The sequence below is a fragment of the Actinomycetospora sp. NBRC 106378 genome (genome assembly GCF_030269685.1).
Taxonomy (GTDB): Bacteria; Actinomycetota; Actinomycetes; order Mycobacteriales; family Pseudonocardiaceae; genus Actinomycetospora.
Genome location: NZ_BSTT01000024.1, coordinates 1 through 15630, shown reverse-complemented (window position 1 = coordinate 15630; position 15630 = coordinate 1). Strand labels below are relative to the sequence as shown.

Sequence of the window (15630 nt, the reverse complement as noted above, 5' to 3'; positions counted from 1 at the left end):
TTAGAGCGCTCTAAAGGACATGTACAGACAAAAGAGGAAAGCCCGCCGACCGAGGTCGGCGGGCCTGTGTGCCGGCAGGACGGGTCGCGTGGGTCAGACCGTGAAGGCAGCCTCGAACGCGTCCAGCGCCGCCTCGGGGTCACCGCTGGCCCAGCCCTCGAGCCCGACCACGCCGGTGTAGCCCCGGTCGGCCAGGGCCCGGGCGATCGCGGGGTAGAGGATCTCGCCGGTGCCCGGTTCGCACCGCCCCGGGACGTCCGCGACCTGGATCTCGCCGACGAAGGGCAGGGCCTCGTCGAGCAGGGCGATCAGGTTCCCCTCGCCGATCTGGGCGTGGTAGAGGTCGAGGTTGAGCCGGACGTGCGGCGAGTCCACGGCCCGGACCAGCTCCAGCGTGTCCGCCGCGCGCGCGAACGGCACCCCCGGGTGGTCCACGTCGAGGTTGAGGTTCTCGAGCGTGAACACCCGACCGGCCTCGGCGCCGAGCTCCGCGATCCGGCGCAGCGTGTCGGCCGCGGTCAACCACATCCGCGGTGTCACGACCTCGACCGGCACCACCGGCAGCCCCTGCCCGTCGAGCCCGGTGCCGTGCAGGTTCAGGCGCGGGCAGTCGAGCTTCGCCGCGACCTCCAGCGACCGGCGCGCCGAGGAGAGCAGTTCGGCGATGCCGTCGGGGTCGGTCAGCGACCCGGTGAGGTATCCGGTCATCGAGGAGAACCGGGCGCCGGTGGCCGTCAGGTCGTCGACGTCCTTCGTCGCCCAGTTCCAGATCTCGACGGCGAACCCGCGCTCGTGCAACCGCCGGACCCGGTCGGCGAACGGCAGGTCCAGGTAGAGCATCTCCGCGCAGGCGGCGAGCTCGAACCGGCTCACCCCAGCACCGAGCGCAGGTGCTCGACGCTCGCGGCCACGTCCGCGACCGGCCCGACGCCGGACGGTTCCTCGGACAGGATCGTGTCCTGCTCCAGGACGTACCAGCCGTCGTAGCCGCGGGCGGCCAGGTCGGACAGCACCGCCGTCAGGTTCACGTCGCCCGACCCCAGCGGCCGGTACATCCCGCGCGACACGGCCTCGGTGTAGGTCAGCCGGCCGTCCTGCACCTGGCGCGCAAGGGTCAGGTCGACGTCCTTGAGGTGCGTGTGCGCCACGCGCTCCGGCGCCTGGCGGGTGATGTCGGCAGGGTCGGTGCCGCCGATGAGCAGGTGTCCGGTGTCCAGGCACAACCCGATGGACGAGCCGGCGAGCACCCGCTGCACGTCGTCGGTGTTCTCCACCATCGTCCCGACGTGCGGGTGCAGCACCGCCTCGACGCCTCGTGTTGCGGCGACCGCGGCGATCCGGTCGAGGTTGCCCAGCAGCAGCGACCAGCCGGCCGCGTCGAGCTCGGGCCGCGAGTCGTAGCCCGCGCCGCCGGAGTCGGCGGAGAGCACGAGCGTCCCGGCGTGCGCCGCGTCGTAGCTCGCGAGGAGCGCCTCGACGCCGGGTACCGGGTCGTGGTCCGGGACGTGCAGCAGCGTCGGGGTGAATCCGCCGACGGCGTGCAGGTCGTACTCCGCCAACGTCGCCGCCTTGGCCGCAGCGTCGTCGGGCAGGAACCCGTCGGGCCCGAACTCGGTGGCCGACAGGCCGACCTCGCGCATCTCGGAGAGCACGCGCTTCGGCTCGAGCTGGTAGCCCCAGCCGGGGACCTCGCAGACGCCCCAGGAGATGGGCGCACCGGCAATCTTCATCGCTGGACCTCGTCGATCCGCACCGGACGGTGCTCGTGCAGGGACAGGGTGGCGGCCTCGGCGATCCAGCCGGCGGCCATGGCGTCGGCGACGGAACACGGCGTCGGCCGCGTCCCCGCCACGAGCTCGGTGAAGGCCGTCAGCTCCGCGCGGAAGGCGGGCGCGAGCCGGTCCATGAAGAAGGCGTGCGGCGTGCCGGCCGGGAAGGTCACGCCGGGCTCGGCCGAGCGCAGCGGCAGCCCGTCGTCGAGGCCGACCGCGAGCGAGTCGCGGTCGCCGTGCAGCTCCATCCGCACGTCGTAGCCGCGCGGGTTGTAGCGGGTGTTGGAGACGAGCGCCTGCGAGCCGTCGTCGAGGGTCAGCAGGACCGCCGCCGTCGAGACGTCGCCGACCTCGGCGAAGACCGGGTCGCCGTGCGCGTCGCCGGTGGCGAACACCTCGACGACCTCGCGGCCGGTGACCCAGCGGATCGCGTCGAAGTCGTGCACGGAGCAGTCGCGGAAGATGCCGCCGGAAACCCGCACGTACTCCACGGGCGGCGGCGCCGGGTCCAGCGTCGTCGCGCGCACGGTGTGGACGCGGCCGAGCGCGCCGTCCTGCACCGCGGCACGTGCCGTGGTGTAGCCCGCGTCGAAGCGCCGCGGGTAGCCGATCTGCACCCGGTCGTCGCGGCCCGCGAGCTTCGCCGCGACGTCGAGCGCGTCGTCGATCCGGCCGGCGAGGGGCTTCTCGCAGAAGGTGGGGAGCCCCGCGTCGACGGCTGCGAGCAGCAGCTCCGGGTGGGCCGGGGTCGCCGCGGCGATGACGACGCCGTCGACGCCGGCGGCGAACACGTCCTCCGGGGAGTCGACCGCCTGCGCCCCGACCTCGGCCGCGACCGCCGCGGTCACGTCGGGACGGGCGTCGGTGACGACGAGCTCGTCGACGATCCCGCGCAACGTCTGCGCGTGGAAGGCCCCGATCCGCCCGAGGCCGATGAGTCCGATCTTCACGGTGGGAATGCCTCTCTCAGTCGTGGGCGCCCGGGACCTGCTGGTCCCAGTCGATGACCGACCCGGTGACCACACCGGAGCGGTCGGAGAGCAGGAGGAGGACCATCTCGGCGGCGTCCTCCGGAGCGGCCAGCCGGCCGGCGGGGAGGTCGGCACCGGCCCGGGTCCGCCAGTCGTCGCCCGCGCCGTGGAACCGCCGCTGGGTGGCGTCCTCGCCCTCGGTGGCCGTCCAGCCGATGTCGAGCTGGTTGATCCGGATCCGGTCGAAGCGGTGGGCGTGCGCGGCGTTGCGGGTGAGCGTCGCGAGACCGCCCTTGGCCGCGGCGTACGGGGCGAGGACCGGCGCGCCGCCCCGGGACGCCTCCGAGCCGACGTTCACGATCGCACCCGGCTCGCCGCGCCGGACCATGTCGGCGACGGCGGCCTGCATCAGGAAGAACGGGCCGCGCAGGTTCACCGCGATCTGGGCGTCGAAGAGCTCCGGGGTGGTGTCGAGCAGCGAGCCGCGGTCGGTCAGGCCGGCCGCGGTGACGAGTCCGTCGATGCGGCCGAACGCGGCGACGACCGTCGCCACCACCGCGCGGCAGGCCTCGACGTCGGCGACGTCGCAGGGGACGAACATCATCGCCCCGAGGTCGGCCGCGACCTTCTCCCCGTGGTCCCGACGACGGCCCGCGACGGCCACCGTCGCCCCCTCCCGGAGGGCGACGCGCGCGACGGCCGCGCCGACGCCGGAGGTGCCCCCGACGACGAGGACCACCCGGTCCGCCAGCAGCCCGCTCACGCGACCACACCCCGACGTCGGGAGGTCTGACCGGCGATCGCGTCGTCGAGCCGCTCCACCGACCACCGCTCACGCACCGCCCGCAGCAGCACGGCCGCGGGCGAGGGCGGCGCGAGACCGTCGACCGGCGGGTCGGCGTCCAGGTCGGTCGGGAACGCGTAGCCCTCGGCGGTAGCGGCGACCGCGTTCTCGAGCGAGCCGTCGTCGGGAAGGGAAAACAGCGCCGGGAAGACCGCCCGCGCCATCGCGGCCCGGTCGCAGCTCTCCATGGCGCGGCCGAAGGCCGACGAGACCTGGAGCAGGTTGGCGAGGCGGTGGACGTCGGCCGTCCGGTTGTGGCCGGCGCCGTGCAGGAGCGCGGGGTTGAAGAACACGGCGTCGCCGGCGGCGAGCGGCAGCTGCACGTGGTGCTCGGCGAAGAAGGCCCGGAAGTCCTCGCGGTCGGCGACGAGGTAGCCGTGCGGGTAGGTCTGCGAGCCCGGCAGGTACATCGTCGGGCCGGACTCGACGGGCATGTCGCCGTGCGCCACCGCGCCCTGCAGCGTGAGCGCGGGGGAGAGGCGGTGGGCGTGCGCGGGGTAGCGGGCGGCGCCGGCCGCGTCCATGAACCCGAGGTGGTAGTCGCGGTGCGGGCTCTGGGCCGCGCCGCCGGGATTGACCTGGTTGACCTGCGAGGTCACCTGGTAGCCGGGGCCGAGCCAGGCCTCGCACACCAGCGCGAGGGCCGGGTTCGCGTAGTAGGCGGCGAACACCCCGGGCGCGCGCAGGGCGAGCTTCTCGGCGGCGTTCCAGATGCGGTCGTTGGCGCCGGGCGTCGCGAAGTGGTCGCCCGCGACCGCACCCGAGGCGCGCTGCTCGGCGATCATCGCGCGGAACTCGGCGGTCGCCGCGTCGAGGACCGACCGCTCGAAGGCCCCTGCGATGACGACGATGCCCGCCCCGTCGAGCAGGGTCGCGACGAGCTCGGCCTGGACGCCGCGGCGGTCGTCGGCGAGGAGGTCGGCTGCGTCGTAGACCGGCACCCCGGAGCGGATCGCCCGCGCACGCGGGTGGGCGGCCGGGTCGGTGCCGCGCTCGACGTGCGCGCGCAGGCCCTCGACCCGCGCGTCGGCCGGGTCGAGCCACGTCGGGGTGGCGAGCGACGTCATCGTCGGGCTCCTCCTGCCAGGCCTTAAAGCGCTTTAAGGTGCACGATGAGTGTCCGCGCTCACGGGATTTCATGTCAAGACAAAGTTCGGAGGAGCGATGGGTCGACCGAGGCTCGCCGACGTCGCCGCGGCGGCCGGGTGCTCGACCGCCTCGGTGTCGCTCGTGCTGCGGGGCGCGCCAGGTCCGAGCGAGGCGACCCGGGAGCGGGTCCTGGCGGCCGCGGAGCAGCTCGGCTACCGGCCCGACCGGGCGGCCAGCCTGCTCGCGCGCCGCCGCTCCGGGATGCTCGGCGTCGTCTCCGACGTGCGCTCGACGTTCCACTCCGAGCTGGTCGAGGAGCTGCTCGCCGCGTCGGCGCAGCGCGGGTTCGACCTGCTCATCGGCGCGCGCAGCCCGGCCCGCGACGAGGGCCGGGCGGTGGAGACCCTCGTGGACTCCCGGTGCGAGGCACTCCTGCTGCTCGGCACCACGAGCCCGCCCGCGCAGCTCGTCGAGCTCGACCGCCAGGTGCCAGTGGTGGCGGTCAGTGGCCGGGCGAGCGGGGTCGACAGCGTCCGGGTCGACGACGAGCGGGGCGCGCGCGAGGCGACCGAGCATCTCCTCGCGCTCGGCCACCGCGCCGTGGTGCACGTCGACGGCGGGGCGGGGGAGGTCGCGGCCGACCGGCGCCGGGGCTACGAGCGGGCGATGGCGGCGGCGGGCCTGGAACCGCGGGTGGTGCGCGGCGGGCACGGGGAGGCCGAGGGCGCCGCGGCCCGGGCGGGCCTCGGGTCGGCGACGGCGGTGACGACGTTCAACGACCGCGCCGCTGTCGGGCTGCTCGACGCCCTCGTCCGCGCCGGGGTGCGGGTGCCCCACGACGTCTCCGTCGCCGGTTTCGACGACAGTCCGCTCTCCCGGCTCGCCCACGTCGACCTCACGACCGTCAGCCAGGACGTCCCGGCCCTCGTCGAGCACGCTCTCGACCTGGTGACGACACGGCTCGACGGGCGGGTCGGGCCCGCGGAGGTCGTGCTCGCCCCGCGCCTGGTCGTGCGGGGGACGACGGGGCCTCCCGAGAACGAGCGAGGGGCACTCTCGCGCACCTAGAGTGCGCGAGGGTGCCGCGCGTCCGGGATCACGACGCGGTGACCGGCTCCGTCCGCGGCCGCGGCGGGAACCCGGCGGCGGCGTAGACCGCATCGACCAGCTCGGCCTGCGCGATGGCGTCGTCGAGGTCGAGCGGGAACGCGGCACCGTCGCGCAGATGGGCCCGGAGCGCCTCGAGCTGGTAGGTGTAGGTCGAGCGGGTGCCGAGGTGCTCGGTGCGCTCCTCCCCGTCGACGGTGACGACGATCCGGTCGTCCTGGTGCGGCAGCACCACGTTCAGTGCGGTCGCCTCGCCGCGGGTGCCCACGACGCGGGCGGTGATCGTCCACGAGTCGGCCGCCATGTCGCAGGAGGCGCGTCCCGTGACCCCGGAGGCGAACGCGAGGTCCGCGGTCATCGCCGCGTCGACCCCCGGCGAACGCTCGGTCCCGGTCGCGGCCACGACGACGGGTTCGGCGGCCGCCAGCCCCCGCTGCAGGTGCAGCGCGTAGCAGCCGAGGTCCATCACGGCGCCGCCGGCGAGGTCGAGCGACCAGCGCGGGTCGTCGTCGGGCGGGGCCGGCATCCGGAACACGGTCTCGATCCGCCGCAGCTCCCCGAGCTCGGGCAGCAGGTCCACGAGCCGCCGGGTCACCGGGTGGTGCAGGTGGTGGAACGCCTCGACGACGACCACACCGGCCGCCCGCGCGGCGTCGGCCACCTCGCGGGCCTCGGCCCCGTTCGACGCGAACGGCTTCTCGACCAGCACGTGCTTGCCGGCCTCGATCGCGGCCCGGGTCCACCGGCCGTGCAGGCCGTTGGCGAGCGGGACGTAGACGACCTCGACCTCGGGGTCGGCGAGCACGTCGTCGTAGGTGTCGTGCACCCGCTCGACGCCGTGCTCGGCCGCGAACGCCCCGGCCCGCCCGCGGTCCCGGGCGGCGACGGCGACGAGACGGTCGCCCGTCGTCGCCGCGGGTCCGGCGAGCGCGACGGCCGCGATGCGGGCCGCGCCGAGCACGCCGAACCGGAGCGGTGAGCTCACCGCTGCAGCTCGTGGGAGAGCTCCGCGAGCTCCTGGCCGCCGGCCATCTCGGCGGTGAGCTCCTCGAGCGAGACCTCGGCGCGCGTCCGGTCGAGCACCCGGCGGCCCAGCTTCAGGATGATGAAGTGGTCGCCGACCATGTAGGCGTGGTGCGGGTTGTGGGTGATGAACACGACCCCGAGGCCGGCGTCGCGCGCCGCGGCCGTGTACTTCAGCACCACGCCGGACTGCTTCACACCGAGCGCGGCGGTCGGCTCGTCGAGGATGAGCACCCGGGCGCCGAAGTACACGGCGCGGGCGATGGCGACGCACTGGCGCTGACCGCCGGAGAGCGTGCCGATCGGCTGGTTGATGTCCTTGACGTGGATGCCCATCTTCTTGAGCTCGGCGTCCGCGATCTCGCGCATCTTCCCGATGTCGAGCGGCGCGAGCGGGAAGTTGCCCCTGCGCAGCTCCGAGCCGAGGAAGAAGTTGCGCCAGACCTCCATCAGGGAGACGACGGCGAGGTCCTGGTAGACGGTGGCGATGCCGCGGTCGAGGGACTCGCGCGGCGACCCGAAGCGGACCTCGCCGCCGTCGACGGTGAGCGTGCCCTCGGAGTGCGGGTGCAGCCCGGACATGATCTTGATCAGGGTGGACTTGCCGGCACCGTTGTCGCCGAGGACGCAGGTCACCTCGCCGGCGCGGACGGTGAGGTCGACGCCCTCGAGGGCGCGGATGGCGCCGTAGGTCTTGCCCACCCCGCTCATGGCGACGAGCGGGGTGCCGGCGGTCAGGTCGTGCGAGGCGTGCTCGGCGATCGTGTCGGTCATGACGCCCTCACTTGCGCTTCGAGGCGGAGTTCTTGATGTACAGGTTCACGAGCACGGCGAGCAGGAGCATCACGCCGAGGAAGGTCTTGAACCAGTTCGGGTCCCAGCCGGCGTAGACGATGCCCTGCGTCGTCATCCCGAAGATGAACGCGCCGATGGCGGCGCCGATGGCGGAGCCGAACCCACCGGTGAGCAGCGCGCCGCCGACGACGGCCGCGACGATGTAGATCAGCTCGTTGCCGACGCCGAGGCCCGCCTGCACCGTCGAGAAGTTCATCAGCAGGTGCTGGCCGAGGAACCAGGCCATGAACGCGACGCCCATGAACAGGCCGATCTTGACCTTAGCGACCGGGACACCGACCGCGCGGGCGGAGTCCTGGTTGCCGCCGACCGCGAAGATCCAGTTGCCGGTGCGGGTGCGGAGCAGGATCCAGGTGGCGACGGCGACGAACACGAGCCACCAGATCACCGACGCCTTGAGCGTCATGAACCCGAGCGGGATGTCGCCCGCGAAGATCGTGCGGGCGGACGCGAACCCGTCGAGCTGGTTGATGTTCGTGGTGGCGACGGTGCCCGTGACGAGCTTCGTGACGCCGAGGTTCACGCCCTGCAGGACGAAGAACGTCGAGAGGGTGATGAGGAAGCTCGGGAGCTTGGTCTTGACCAGCAGCCAGCCGTTCAGGGCGCCGATCGCGAGCGAGATGACCAGGCTGACGATCACGCCGACCCAGACGTTGAGCGAGAGCTGGTAGGAGAGCATCGCCGAGGCCAGGGCGCTCGTGGTGACCGCCACGCCCGACGACAGGTCGAACTCGCCGCCGATCATCAGCAGGGCGACGCCGAGAGCGACGATGCCGATCGTGGAGGCCGAGTACAGGATCGTCGAGAGGGCCTCGGGCGTGCGGAAGGGCGGGGCGATGACGAAGAAGAAGACGAAGATGACCACCGCCGCCGCGAACGCGCCGATCTCCGGGCGGCCGAGGACGCGGGCGCCCAGCGAGCGCTCCACGCGGACCGGTCCGTCCGGGCTGCTCGGGGTGGGCGGGGACTGGGTCGCGACGGGGGTGCTCATCGCTGGGCTCCAAGGGGACTGGGCTGCATGACGACGGGGGACCGGCGCCGGTCCGGGGGCCGGACCGGCGCCGGGTGGATCAGCGGGTGTTCTTCTCCGCGTACTGCGTGATCGGGCCGATGTTGCTGGCGTCGACGAACGACGGGCCGGTCAGCACCGGCTTGCCGCCGCCGAGGTCGTTGCCGTTCGACAGGTTCAGCCAGAGCGCCTGCACGGCCATGTAGCCCTGGACGTAGGGCTGCTGGTCGACGGAGAAGGCGATCTGGTCGGACTGGATCGCCTTGGCCACATCGGCGTTGAGGTCGAAGGTGACGATCTTGGCCTGGCTCGCGGCGGCCTGCTTGGCCTGCATGGCGGCGAGGGCGACCGGGGCGCCGAGGGTGACGACGTCGGTGATGGTCGGGTCCTGCTGCAGCTTGGCCTGGATGGTCTGCTGCACCGACGGCAGGTCGGTGCCGTTGACCTGCAGGTTCTCGGTGTTGGCGTAGGCCTGCTTCACGCCGGCGCAGCGGGTCTCGAGCGCGACCGAGCCCTGCTCCTGGATGACGCAGAGGGCCTTGCCGCCCGGGTTGAGCTGGGTGAGGCGCTGGCCCGCACTCTGCCCGGCGAGGGTCTCGTCGGAACCGAAGTACATCTTCAGGCCGTACTTCGTGTAGTTGTCGATGCCCTGGTTGAACCCGACGACCGGGATACCGGCCTGCGCGGCCTTCAGCGCGACGGGCCCCACCTGGTCGGGGTAGGACAGCGTGACCGCGATGCCGTTGACCTTGGAGTCGATCGCGTTCTGGACGAGGGTGGCCTGCTGCCCGCCGTCGTTGTTGTTCGAGTACTTCAGGTCGACGTTGAGCTCGGTCGCCGCCTGCTGGGCGCCGGCGCGAATCTTGTCCCAGAAGGAGTCACCCGGCGCCTCGTGGGTGATCATCGCGATGGTGAACCGCTGGCTGGTCGCCTGGCCCTGGTTCTGCGCGCCGCCCTGGCTGGAACAGGCGGTGAAGGTGAGCGCGACGGCGGCGGCGGCCGCGACGGCCAGCACCCTCCGAATACTCCTCATCGAGCATCAGTTCTCTCTGTGCGACGCCGTCGGCGGGGTCCGGCGGCGGAACGTGCGGGGAGTGACCCCGACCACGGTGATAGGAGTACGCTCCATCACTCGTCAGGTCAATACTTTGTTTGGACATAGTGCCGACGAGGGTTCCGGGAGTGACATGGAGTCTCGCGCTACGCCGCCCGTTCGGAGTAGTCCGGTGCCGCTCTACTTCCAGGCCGCCCTCCATCTGCAGCAGATGATCGCCGACGGTGATCTCCCCCCGGGGGGCAGGCTGCCGAACGAGGCCGACCTCGCGACGCGCCTGCGGGTGTCGCGGCCCACCGTGCGGCGGGCCGTGTCGCACCTCGTGGAGCAGGGCGTGCTGGTCCGCCGTCGCGGTGCCGGGGTGAGGGTGGTCGCGCCGTCGGTGCGTCGGAAGGTGGAGCTCACCAGCCTGTTCGACGACCTGGCCCGCCACGGCGGTGCCCCGCGGACCGAGGTACGGAGTCTCGACGTCGGGCCGGCGTCCGCGGACGTGGCCGCGCGCTCGGGCATCGTCGAGGGGACCGCGGTGACGATGCTCGAGCGGCTGCGCTTCGCGGGCGACGAACCGTTGGCGCTGATGACCAACGTCGTGCCCCGCTCCGTGCTCGCCCTCGACACGGCGATGCTGCGCGACCGGGGCCTTTACGAGCTGCTCCGGGAGGCGGGGTGCGTGCCGGTCACCGCGACGCAGGTGGTCGGCGCCCGGGCGGCGACGACGGCCGAGGCGGCGCTGCTCGACGAGCCGCGCGGGGCGCCGCTGCTGACCATGACCCGCACCGCGTGGGACGACCAGGGGCGCCTCGTCGAGTTCGGGGCGCACCTCTACCGGGCCTCGCGCTACTCCTTCGAGCTCGATCTCGGGGCGGGCGCGGCGATGGCGGTGGAGTAGGTCGTGCCGCGCGTCCGCGATCCGGCGAGCTGGGTAGGGTCGTCCCCAGGGGGGATCTTCGCCATGGGTGAACGGACGGTCGTGCTCGGTGGCGTCCCGACGCGCCTGGTGGACCAGGGCTCGGGCCCGGTCGTCGTGCTGGTGCACGCCACCCCGTTCGACCTGGACTACTGGTCCGGACTCGCCCTGGCCCTGCACGGGACCCGTCGGGTCGTCCGCTACGACCTGCCGGGCCACGGCGCCGCCGCCGACGCCCCCGTGCCCCCCACGGCCTGCATGGTGCGGGACCTCGTCGAGCTGCTCGACCTCCTCGAGGTGCCGGCGGCGCACGTCGTCGGCCACTCGCTGGGCGCCGTCGTCGGACAGCGCTTCGCGCTCGACCACCCCGACCGGACCCGGCGGCTGTCGCTGCTCGCGCCCCGGGCCTCGCCCTCGCCGCTGTTCGCGAACCTGTCCGAGGCCCTGCGCCGGGACACCGCCGTCGCCGACGTCTCGATCACCCGCTGGTTCACCCCGGCGCAGCTCGCGCGCAACGGGTCGGCGGTGCAGTACGCCCGCACGCGGGTCGAGAGCACCCCGGTCCTGTCGTGGGCGGACGGCCTCGCGCGGGTGGCCGAGGTGGATGACCTCGCGGAGCTGCCGCGGCTGACGATGCCCGCCGAGGTCGTCGTCGGCGAGGACGACCACGGGGCGAAGCCGGAGCACGGGCGCGCCATGGCCGATGCCATCCCGACGGCGAGCTTCCACCTCGTCCCGCGTGCCCGCTCGCTCCTGGCGCTCGAACACCCGGAGGTCGTCGCGCCCCTGGTGCGGTGAGGTGCCCCCGGGGACGTCGGGTCAGGGCAGCGGGGCGATGTGGATGAGGATCGGCACCATCCCGTAGCGGGTGAGCCACCGGACGCGCCCGTCGGGGACCGCGCGGCCCTCCGCGCGCCAGGCCGCGACCAGGTCGCGCTTGAAGTGGTCCCGCGGATGAGTCCGCAGCACGTCCGACACCCACTCCGGGGCGAGCTCGTCGAGCCGCAGCCCCAGGAGGTCGCACACCGCACCGGCGCCGGCGAAGCCGCCCTCGGAGCGCAGATCCTCGTAGCCGCCGACGGTGACGTGCCCGCTGATCTCCGCGGCGATCCGACGCGCCCGCTCCGGCGGGGCGTCACGGGCCCGGGCGAACTCCTCCGCGCGCTGCGCGCCGACGACGGCGAAGCACCGACCGGGCGTGGGTCGACCGAGGTCGAGGTCGTGCAGCATCGAGGCGACGAAGGCGAGCTCCTCGTCGACGTCGACCGCGTCGAGCCGGGCGAGGGCGAGGGCGAACAGGTAGGTCCGGTAGGAGTGCTCGAGCAGGAAGGCGTCGAGGTCGGACCGGGCGGTGTCCTGCGCGTCGCGGGCGAGGCGGGTGTCCGGGAAGCGGACCTCGCCCAGGTCGATCCCGCCCGCGCCACGCCGGCCGAGGGCGAGCCGCAGGCGCAGCCCCGGGTAGCGCGCCACCGTCCGCGCGAGGGGCGCGAACAGGGCCCGCTTCCGGGCTCCGTCGAGGTTGCCCCCGGTGGCCTCGGCCCACGTGTGGTCGATCCCGGCTGGTGCGGCCATCGGTCGTGCTCCTCGGGGATCGTGACGCATGAACGGGTCGGGACGGGTCAGGAGGTCGGCGCGCCGAAGCGCCGGCGGTAGTCCGCCGGCGCGACGCCGAGCGTCGCGACGAACACGCGTCGGAGGTTCTCCGCCGTGCCGAGCCCGGTCTCGGCGGCCACCGCGGCCAGCGGGCGGTCGCCGGCCTCGACGGCCCGACGGGCGGCGTCGAGCCGGACGCGGTCGACGTAGTGGCCGAGGGACACCCCGACCTCCGCGCGGAAGAGCCGGGCGAGGTGGCGCGGGCTGAGGTTGACGTGGTCCGCGAGCGCGGCGAGGGACAGGTCGGCGCCGGGGTGCGCGAGGACGTGGTGCGCCACGTCGCGGACCGGGCGCCGCCGCGTCCGGGGGAGGTCCAGGTGGACGCTGAACTGGCTCTGTCCGCCGGGACGCCGCAGGAAGACGACGGCCAGGCGGGCGACCTCGACGGCGCGGTCGGCCCCGAGGTCCTCCTCCACGAGCGCGAGGACCAGGTCGATCGCGGCGGTCACCCCGGCCGACGTCCACACCTCGCCGTCGCGCAGGTAGATCGCGTCCGGCTCGACCGACACGGCGGGGTGGTCCTCGGCGAGTCGCTGCGCGGCGCCCCAGTGCGTCGTCGCGCGGCGGCCGTCGAGCAGCCCCGCGGCGGCCAGCAGGAACGCGCCGGTGCAGACCGAGACCACGCGGGTGCTGCGCGCCGCGCTCGCCGCGACGGCGGCGACGAGCCCGGGTTCCCGCGCTGCGATCGCCGGTGCGGTCAGCCCGCCGATCACGACGAGCGTGTCGATCGGATCGGTGTCGGCGCCCAGGGACAGGACGCCCGCGAGGGTGAGCCCGCGCCCGAGGTCGATCGGCCCGCCGTCGACGGAGGCGATCTCCACCCGGTACGCCGGGTCGCGGCCGTCCCCGACCTGGAGGTCCGAGGCCAGGTCGAACAGGTCACGGACCGCGAGCAGCTCCACGCCGAGGGCCCCGGCGTAGCCCACGACGACGACGCGGTGCCCGCCCGCTGCGCTGCCCACGTCGCTGATGGTGGTCCGCCGCCACGGCGTCCACAACGACACGGACCCCAAGGATCAGGACACGTCCGCGCCGTCCGACCGACCACGTCAGGCGCGGACCGCCGAGCGCCGGTCGACGTCGGGCAGCTCCGCCCAGAAGGCCTGCAGCGCCTCGGCCACCGGTGCCGGGGACTCCTCGGGCCACCAGTGGCCCACGCCCTCGAGGTGGGCGATCCGTGCACCCGACCGTCGCGCCGCCCACTCGTGCTGCACCACCGTCCCGCTGGCGCGCTCGACGTCGTCCAACGCGATCAGCGCGAGCCCGGGGCGGGCGGCGGCGTCCGGCAGGAGCTGCCCCGCCTCCGCCATGGCCGGTTGCCGCGCCGACCGCAGCAGCGCGAGCACCGCGCGGCCCATCTCGGGGTCCATGCCCGCCGCGACCCGCTCGGCCGGACGCCCGGTCATCCCGAGTGCCGAGGTCACCGCGAGACGTTGCGTGAGGTCGCCGCCCCAGAACTCCTGCACGGAGGCCTCACCGAGTCCCTCCTGCTGCCACACCTGGGCCCGCGGGTGCCACCGGTAGTCCGGGGCGAACACGCCGAGGGCGTCGGAGGCCCAGCTCCGGACCAGGTCCGGGCGGCTCATGGCCAGGGAGGCGACGTGGATCCCGCCCCAGTCGTGACCGACGAGGTCGACCGGCTCCCGGAACAGCTCGAGCTGGTCGGCGAGCCAGTCCCGGTAGGCGGTGGCCGACGGGGCGAAGCCGCGGGGTGCCGGGACGCCGAAGCCCGGCGGGGAGAGGACGACCGCGTCGGCCCGGTCGAGCTCTCCGATGAGCGGTCCCCAGACGGCGGCGGACTCGGGGTTGCCGTGGACGAGGACGAGGGGAGTGCGGGGCACGGGGCTACCTCCTCAGATACTTGCTCGCTGACACGCAACTAACGTAGCACGCGGTCGACGCTGCGCAGCGGTCGACGGCCGTCGTCGGGAAGGTTCCCCTCCGGTGTGGTCCGGGCCACACTGGCGCCCAGCCGCGGCGACGGCCGTGTCCCCCGAACCAGATGGAGGTCTGCCATGGCGCACTCGATCGACGGTTCCGGCATCGACCGGATCCTGTCCGCCGCCGTGGAGAGCGGCGCCGTCCCGCACGTCGCCGCGATCGCGGCCGACCGGGACGGCGTGATCTACGAGGGCGCGGCGGGCGACCGGGTCGCGGGCGGCGGCGAGCCCGTCTCCACGAGCACGCACTTCCGGATCATGTCGATGACGAAGATGGTCGCGACGACGGCGGCGCTCCAGCAGATGGAGAAGGGGCTGCTGGACCTGAACGCGCCCGTGGAGTCCTACGTCTCGGAGTTCTCCGGCGTCCAGGTCCTCGACGGCTGGGACGGCGACACCCCGAAGCTGCGCGAGCCGGCCTCCAAGGCGACGGTGAAGCAGCTGATCACCCACACCTCGGGCCTGACCTACTGGTTCTGGAACGAGGACCTGGTGCGCTACGAGGCGACGACCGGCATCCCGAACGTGGTGCCCGGTGACATGGCCGCCTTCCAGGCGCCGATGGTCGCCGACCCCGGGACGCGGTTCGAGTACGGCATCAACACCGACTGGCTCGGACGCGTCGTCGAGGCCGTCGCCGGGACCACGCTCGACGTCGTGGTCAAGGAGAACATCACCGGCCCGCTCGGGATGGACGAGACGATGTTCGCCCTCGACGACGCCCGACAGTCGAACAAGACGCCGGTGCACGCGAAGGGCGAGGACGGCAGCTGGGGCTCGATCGGCAACGTCCTGCCCGACGACCCGGCCTGGTGGGCCGGCGGGCACGGCCTGCACTCCACCCCGCGCGACTACATCCGTTTCGAGCGTGCGCTGCTGCGCGGGGGCGAGCTCGACGGCGCCCGCATCCTGCGCCAGGAGACCGTCGACGCGGCCTTCTCCGACCAGCTCGACGGCGCCCCGATGCCGACGGAGATCGCCACCGCCGACCCGGCCACCACCGACTCGCTGACGCTGGGCCCGGGCTGGACGTGGGGCTACGGCCTGCTGATCAACACCGTCGACGTGCCCGGCGCCCGCCGCGCCGGGACCGGGGCGTGGGCCGGCCTGTTCAACACCCACTTCATCGTCGACCGCACGACCGGCGTCTGCGCGTCGATCTACACCAACTCACTGCCGTTCATCACGCCCGAGGCGTGGGGCCTCTACGAGGACTTCGAGCGGGCGCTGTACGCGGCGCTGTAGGTGCCTCCGGCCCGTGAGTACTTTTCCGTGCCGGAGCACGGTGTCTGTGCTCAGGACATCGAGGACAGTTGATGTCTCAGCACATCGCGGACACTGAGCAGGCCCGCTGGGTGGGTTGGTCACGGTGGTGACCAGCCTGCTCGGCTGTGGGCAGGACAGGG

At 73.5% G+C, this 15630-nt stretch carries 16 protein-coding genes; 4 read left to right on the top strand and 12 right to left on the bottom strand.

The annotated features are described in order from the left end of the window. Positions 1–93: 93 nt before the first annotated feature. Genes QSK00_RS29520 through QSK00_RS29500 form a run of 5 tightly spaced genes read right to left on the bottom strand, consistent with a single transcriptional unit; the run spans position 94 to position 4654 of the window. Positions 94–873, bottom strand: coding sequence for a TIM barrel protein (locus QSK00_RS29520; RefSeq protein WP_285596975.1), 780 nt, complete (start codon positions 871–873; stop codon positions 94–96). Then, a complete protein-coding gene (locus QSK00_RS29515) occupies positions 870–1730 on the bottom strand; it encodes a sugar phosphate isomerase/epimerase family protein (protein ID WP_285596973.1) in 861 nt (286 codons plus the stop codon). Before QSK00_RS29515 ends, QSK00_RS29520 begins: the two co-directional genes overlap by 4 nt. After that, entirely contained in the window at positions 1727–2722 is a 996-nt protein-coding gene (locus QSK00_RS29510; RefSeq protein ID WP_285596971.1) for a Gfo/Idh/MocA family protein, read from the bottom strand. Before QSK00_RS29510 ends, QSK00_RS29515 begins: the two co-directional genes overlap by 4 nt. Positions 2723–2738: 16 nt before the next feature. Next, complete coding sequence (locus tag QSK00_RS29505; protein WP_285596970.1) at positions 2739–3506, bottom strand: SDR family oxidoreductase; 768 nt, start codon at positions 3504–3506, stop codon at positions 2739–2741. Further along, positions 3503–4654, bottom strand: a complete 1152-nt coding sequence (locus tag QSK00_RS29500; RefSeq protein ID WP_285596968.1) for a phytanoyl-CoA dioxygenase family protein — start codon at positions 4652–4654, stop codon at positions 3503–3505. The genes QSK00_RS29505 and QSK00_RS29500 overlap by 4 nt, the downstream gene beginning before the upstream one ends. A 97-nt stretch (positions 4655–4751) precedes the next feature. On the opposite strand from QSK00_RS29500, the gene QSK00_RS29495 reads away from it, so the two are divergent. Beyond that, a complete protein-coding gene (locus QSK00_RS29495; protein WP_285596966.1) occupies positions 4752–5744 on the top strand; it encodes a LacI family DNA-binding transcriptional regulator in 993 nt (330 codons plus the stop codon). A 28-nt stretch (positions 5745–5772) separates the two neighbouring features. Here the strand turns inward: QSK00_RS29495 and QSK00_RS29490 are convergent, their stop codons facing one another. The 4 genes from QSK00_RS29490 to QSK00_RS29475 all read right to left on the bottom strand — a co-directional run bounded on the left by QSK00_RS29490 (position 5773) and on the right by QSK00_RS29475 (position 9685). After that, positions 5773–6768, bottom strand: coding sequence for a Gfo/Idh/MocA family protein (locus QSK00_RS29490; RefSeq protein ID WP_285596964.1), 996 nt, complete (start codon positions 6766–6768; stop codon positions 5773–5775). Continuing rightward, positions 6765–7580, bottom strand: a complete 816-nt coding sequence (locus QSK00_RS29485; protein ID WP_285596962.1) for an ATP-binding cassette domain-containing protein — start codon at positions 7578–7580, stop codon at positions 6765–6767. Before QSK00_RS29485 ends, QSK00_RS29490 begins: the two co-directional genes overlap by 4 nt. Positions 7581–7587: 7 nt before the next feature. Beyond that, positions 7588–8652 carry an ABC transporter permease gene (locus QSK00_RS29480; protein ID WP_285596960.1) on the bottom strand — a complete coding sequence of 355 codons (1065 nt, stop codon included), beginning with the start codon at positions 8650–8652 and terminating at the stop codon, positions 7588–7590. 79 nt (positions 8653–8731) lie between these two features. Then, positions 8732–9685, bottom strand: a complete 954-nt coding sequence (locus QSK00_RS29475) for a substrate-binding domain-containing protein (protein WP_285596958.1) — start codon at positions 9683–9685, stop codon at positions 8732–8734. Positions 9686–9896: 211 nt separating this feature from the next. Between QSK00_RS29475 and QSK00_RS29470 the strand changes: the two genes are divergently transcribed. After that, a complete protein-coding gene (locus QSK00_RS29470) occupies positions 9897–10613 on the top strand; it encodes a GntR family transcriptional regulator (RefSeq protein ID WP_285596956.1) in 717 nt (238 codons plus the stop codon). 63 nt (positions 10614–10676) lie between these two features. Further along, complete coding sequence (locus QSK00_RS29465; RefSeq protein WP_285596954.1) at positions 10677–11429, top strand: alpha/beta fold hydrolase; 753 nt, start codon at positions 10677–10679, stop codon at positions 11427–11429. A gap of 21 nt (positions 11430–11450) precedes the next feature. Here the strand turns inward: QSK00_RS29465 and QSK00_RS29460 are convergent, their stop codons facing one another. From QSK00_RS29460 to QSK00_RS29450, 3 genes are all read right to left on the bottom strand, one after another. Next, a complete protein-coding gene (locus QSK00_RS29460) occupies positions 11451–12203 on the bottom strand; it encodes an HD domain-containing protein (protein WP_285596952.1) in 753 nt (250 codons plus the stop codon). A 47-nt stretch (positions 12204–12250) separates the two neighbouring features. Beyond that, positions 12251–13246 carry a GlxA family transcriptional regulator gene (locus QSK00_RS29455; protein ID WP_285596950.1) on the bottom strand — a complete coding sequence of 332 codons (996 nt, stop codon included), beginning with the start codon at positions 13244–13246 and terminating at the stop codon, positions 12251–12253. 87 nt (positions 13247–13333) lie between these two features. Continuing rightward, positions 13334–14125 carry an alpha/beta fold hydrolase gene (locus QSK00_RS29450; protein ID WP_285596946.1) on the bottom strand — a complete coding sequence of 264 codons (792 nt, stop codon included), beginning with the start codon at positions 14123–14125 and terminating at the stop codon, positions 13334–13336. A 174-nt stretch (positions 14126–14299) separates the two neighbouring features. On the opposite strand from QSK00_RS29450, the gene QSK00_RS29445 reads away from it, so the two are divergent. Further along, on the top strand, positions 14300–15469 hold the full coding sequence (locus QSK00_RS29445; protein ID WP_285596944.1) for a serine hydrolase domain-containing protein: 1170 nt from the start codon (positions 14300–14302) through the stop codon (positions 15467–15469). Positions 15470–15630 lie beyond the last annotated feature (161 nt).

Excerpts from the sequence above, each read along its gene's own strand:
- QSK00_RS29485 (WP_285596962.1), bottom strand. The coding sequence starts at position 7,580 with ATGACCGACACGATCGCCGAGCACGCCTCGCACGACCTGACCGCCGGC.
- QSK00_RS29480 (WP_285596960.1), bottom strand. The coding sequence starts at position 8,652 with ATGAGCACCCCCGTCGCGACCCAGTCCCCGCCCACCCCGAGCAGCCCG.
- QSK00_RS29445 (WP_285596944.1), top strand. The coding sequence starts at position 14,300 with ATGGCGCACTCGATCGACGGTTCCGGCATCGACCGGATCCTGTCCGCC.
- QSK00_RS29495 (WP_285596966.1), top strand. The coding sequence starts at position 4,752 with ATGGGTCGACCGAGGCTCGCCGACGTCGCCGCGGCGGCCGGGTGCTCG.
- QSK00_RS29465 (WP_285596954.1), top strand. The coding sequence starts at position 10,677 with ATGGGTGAACGGACGGTCGTGCTCGGTGGCGTCCCGACGCGCCTGGTG.
- QSK00_RS29500 (WP_285596968.1), bottom strand. The coding sequence starts at position 4,654 with ATGACGTCGCTCGCCACCCCGACGTGGCTCGACCCGGCCGACGCGCGG.
- QSK00_RS29515 (WP_285596973.1), bottom strand. The coding sequence starts at position 1,730 with ATGAAGATTGCCGGTGCGCCCATCTCCTGGGGCGTCTGCGAGGTCCCC.
- QSK00_RS29460 (WP_285596952.1), bottom strand. The coding sequence starts at position 12,203 with ATGGCCGCACCAGCCGGGATCGACCACACGTGGGCCGAGGCCACCGGG.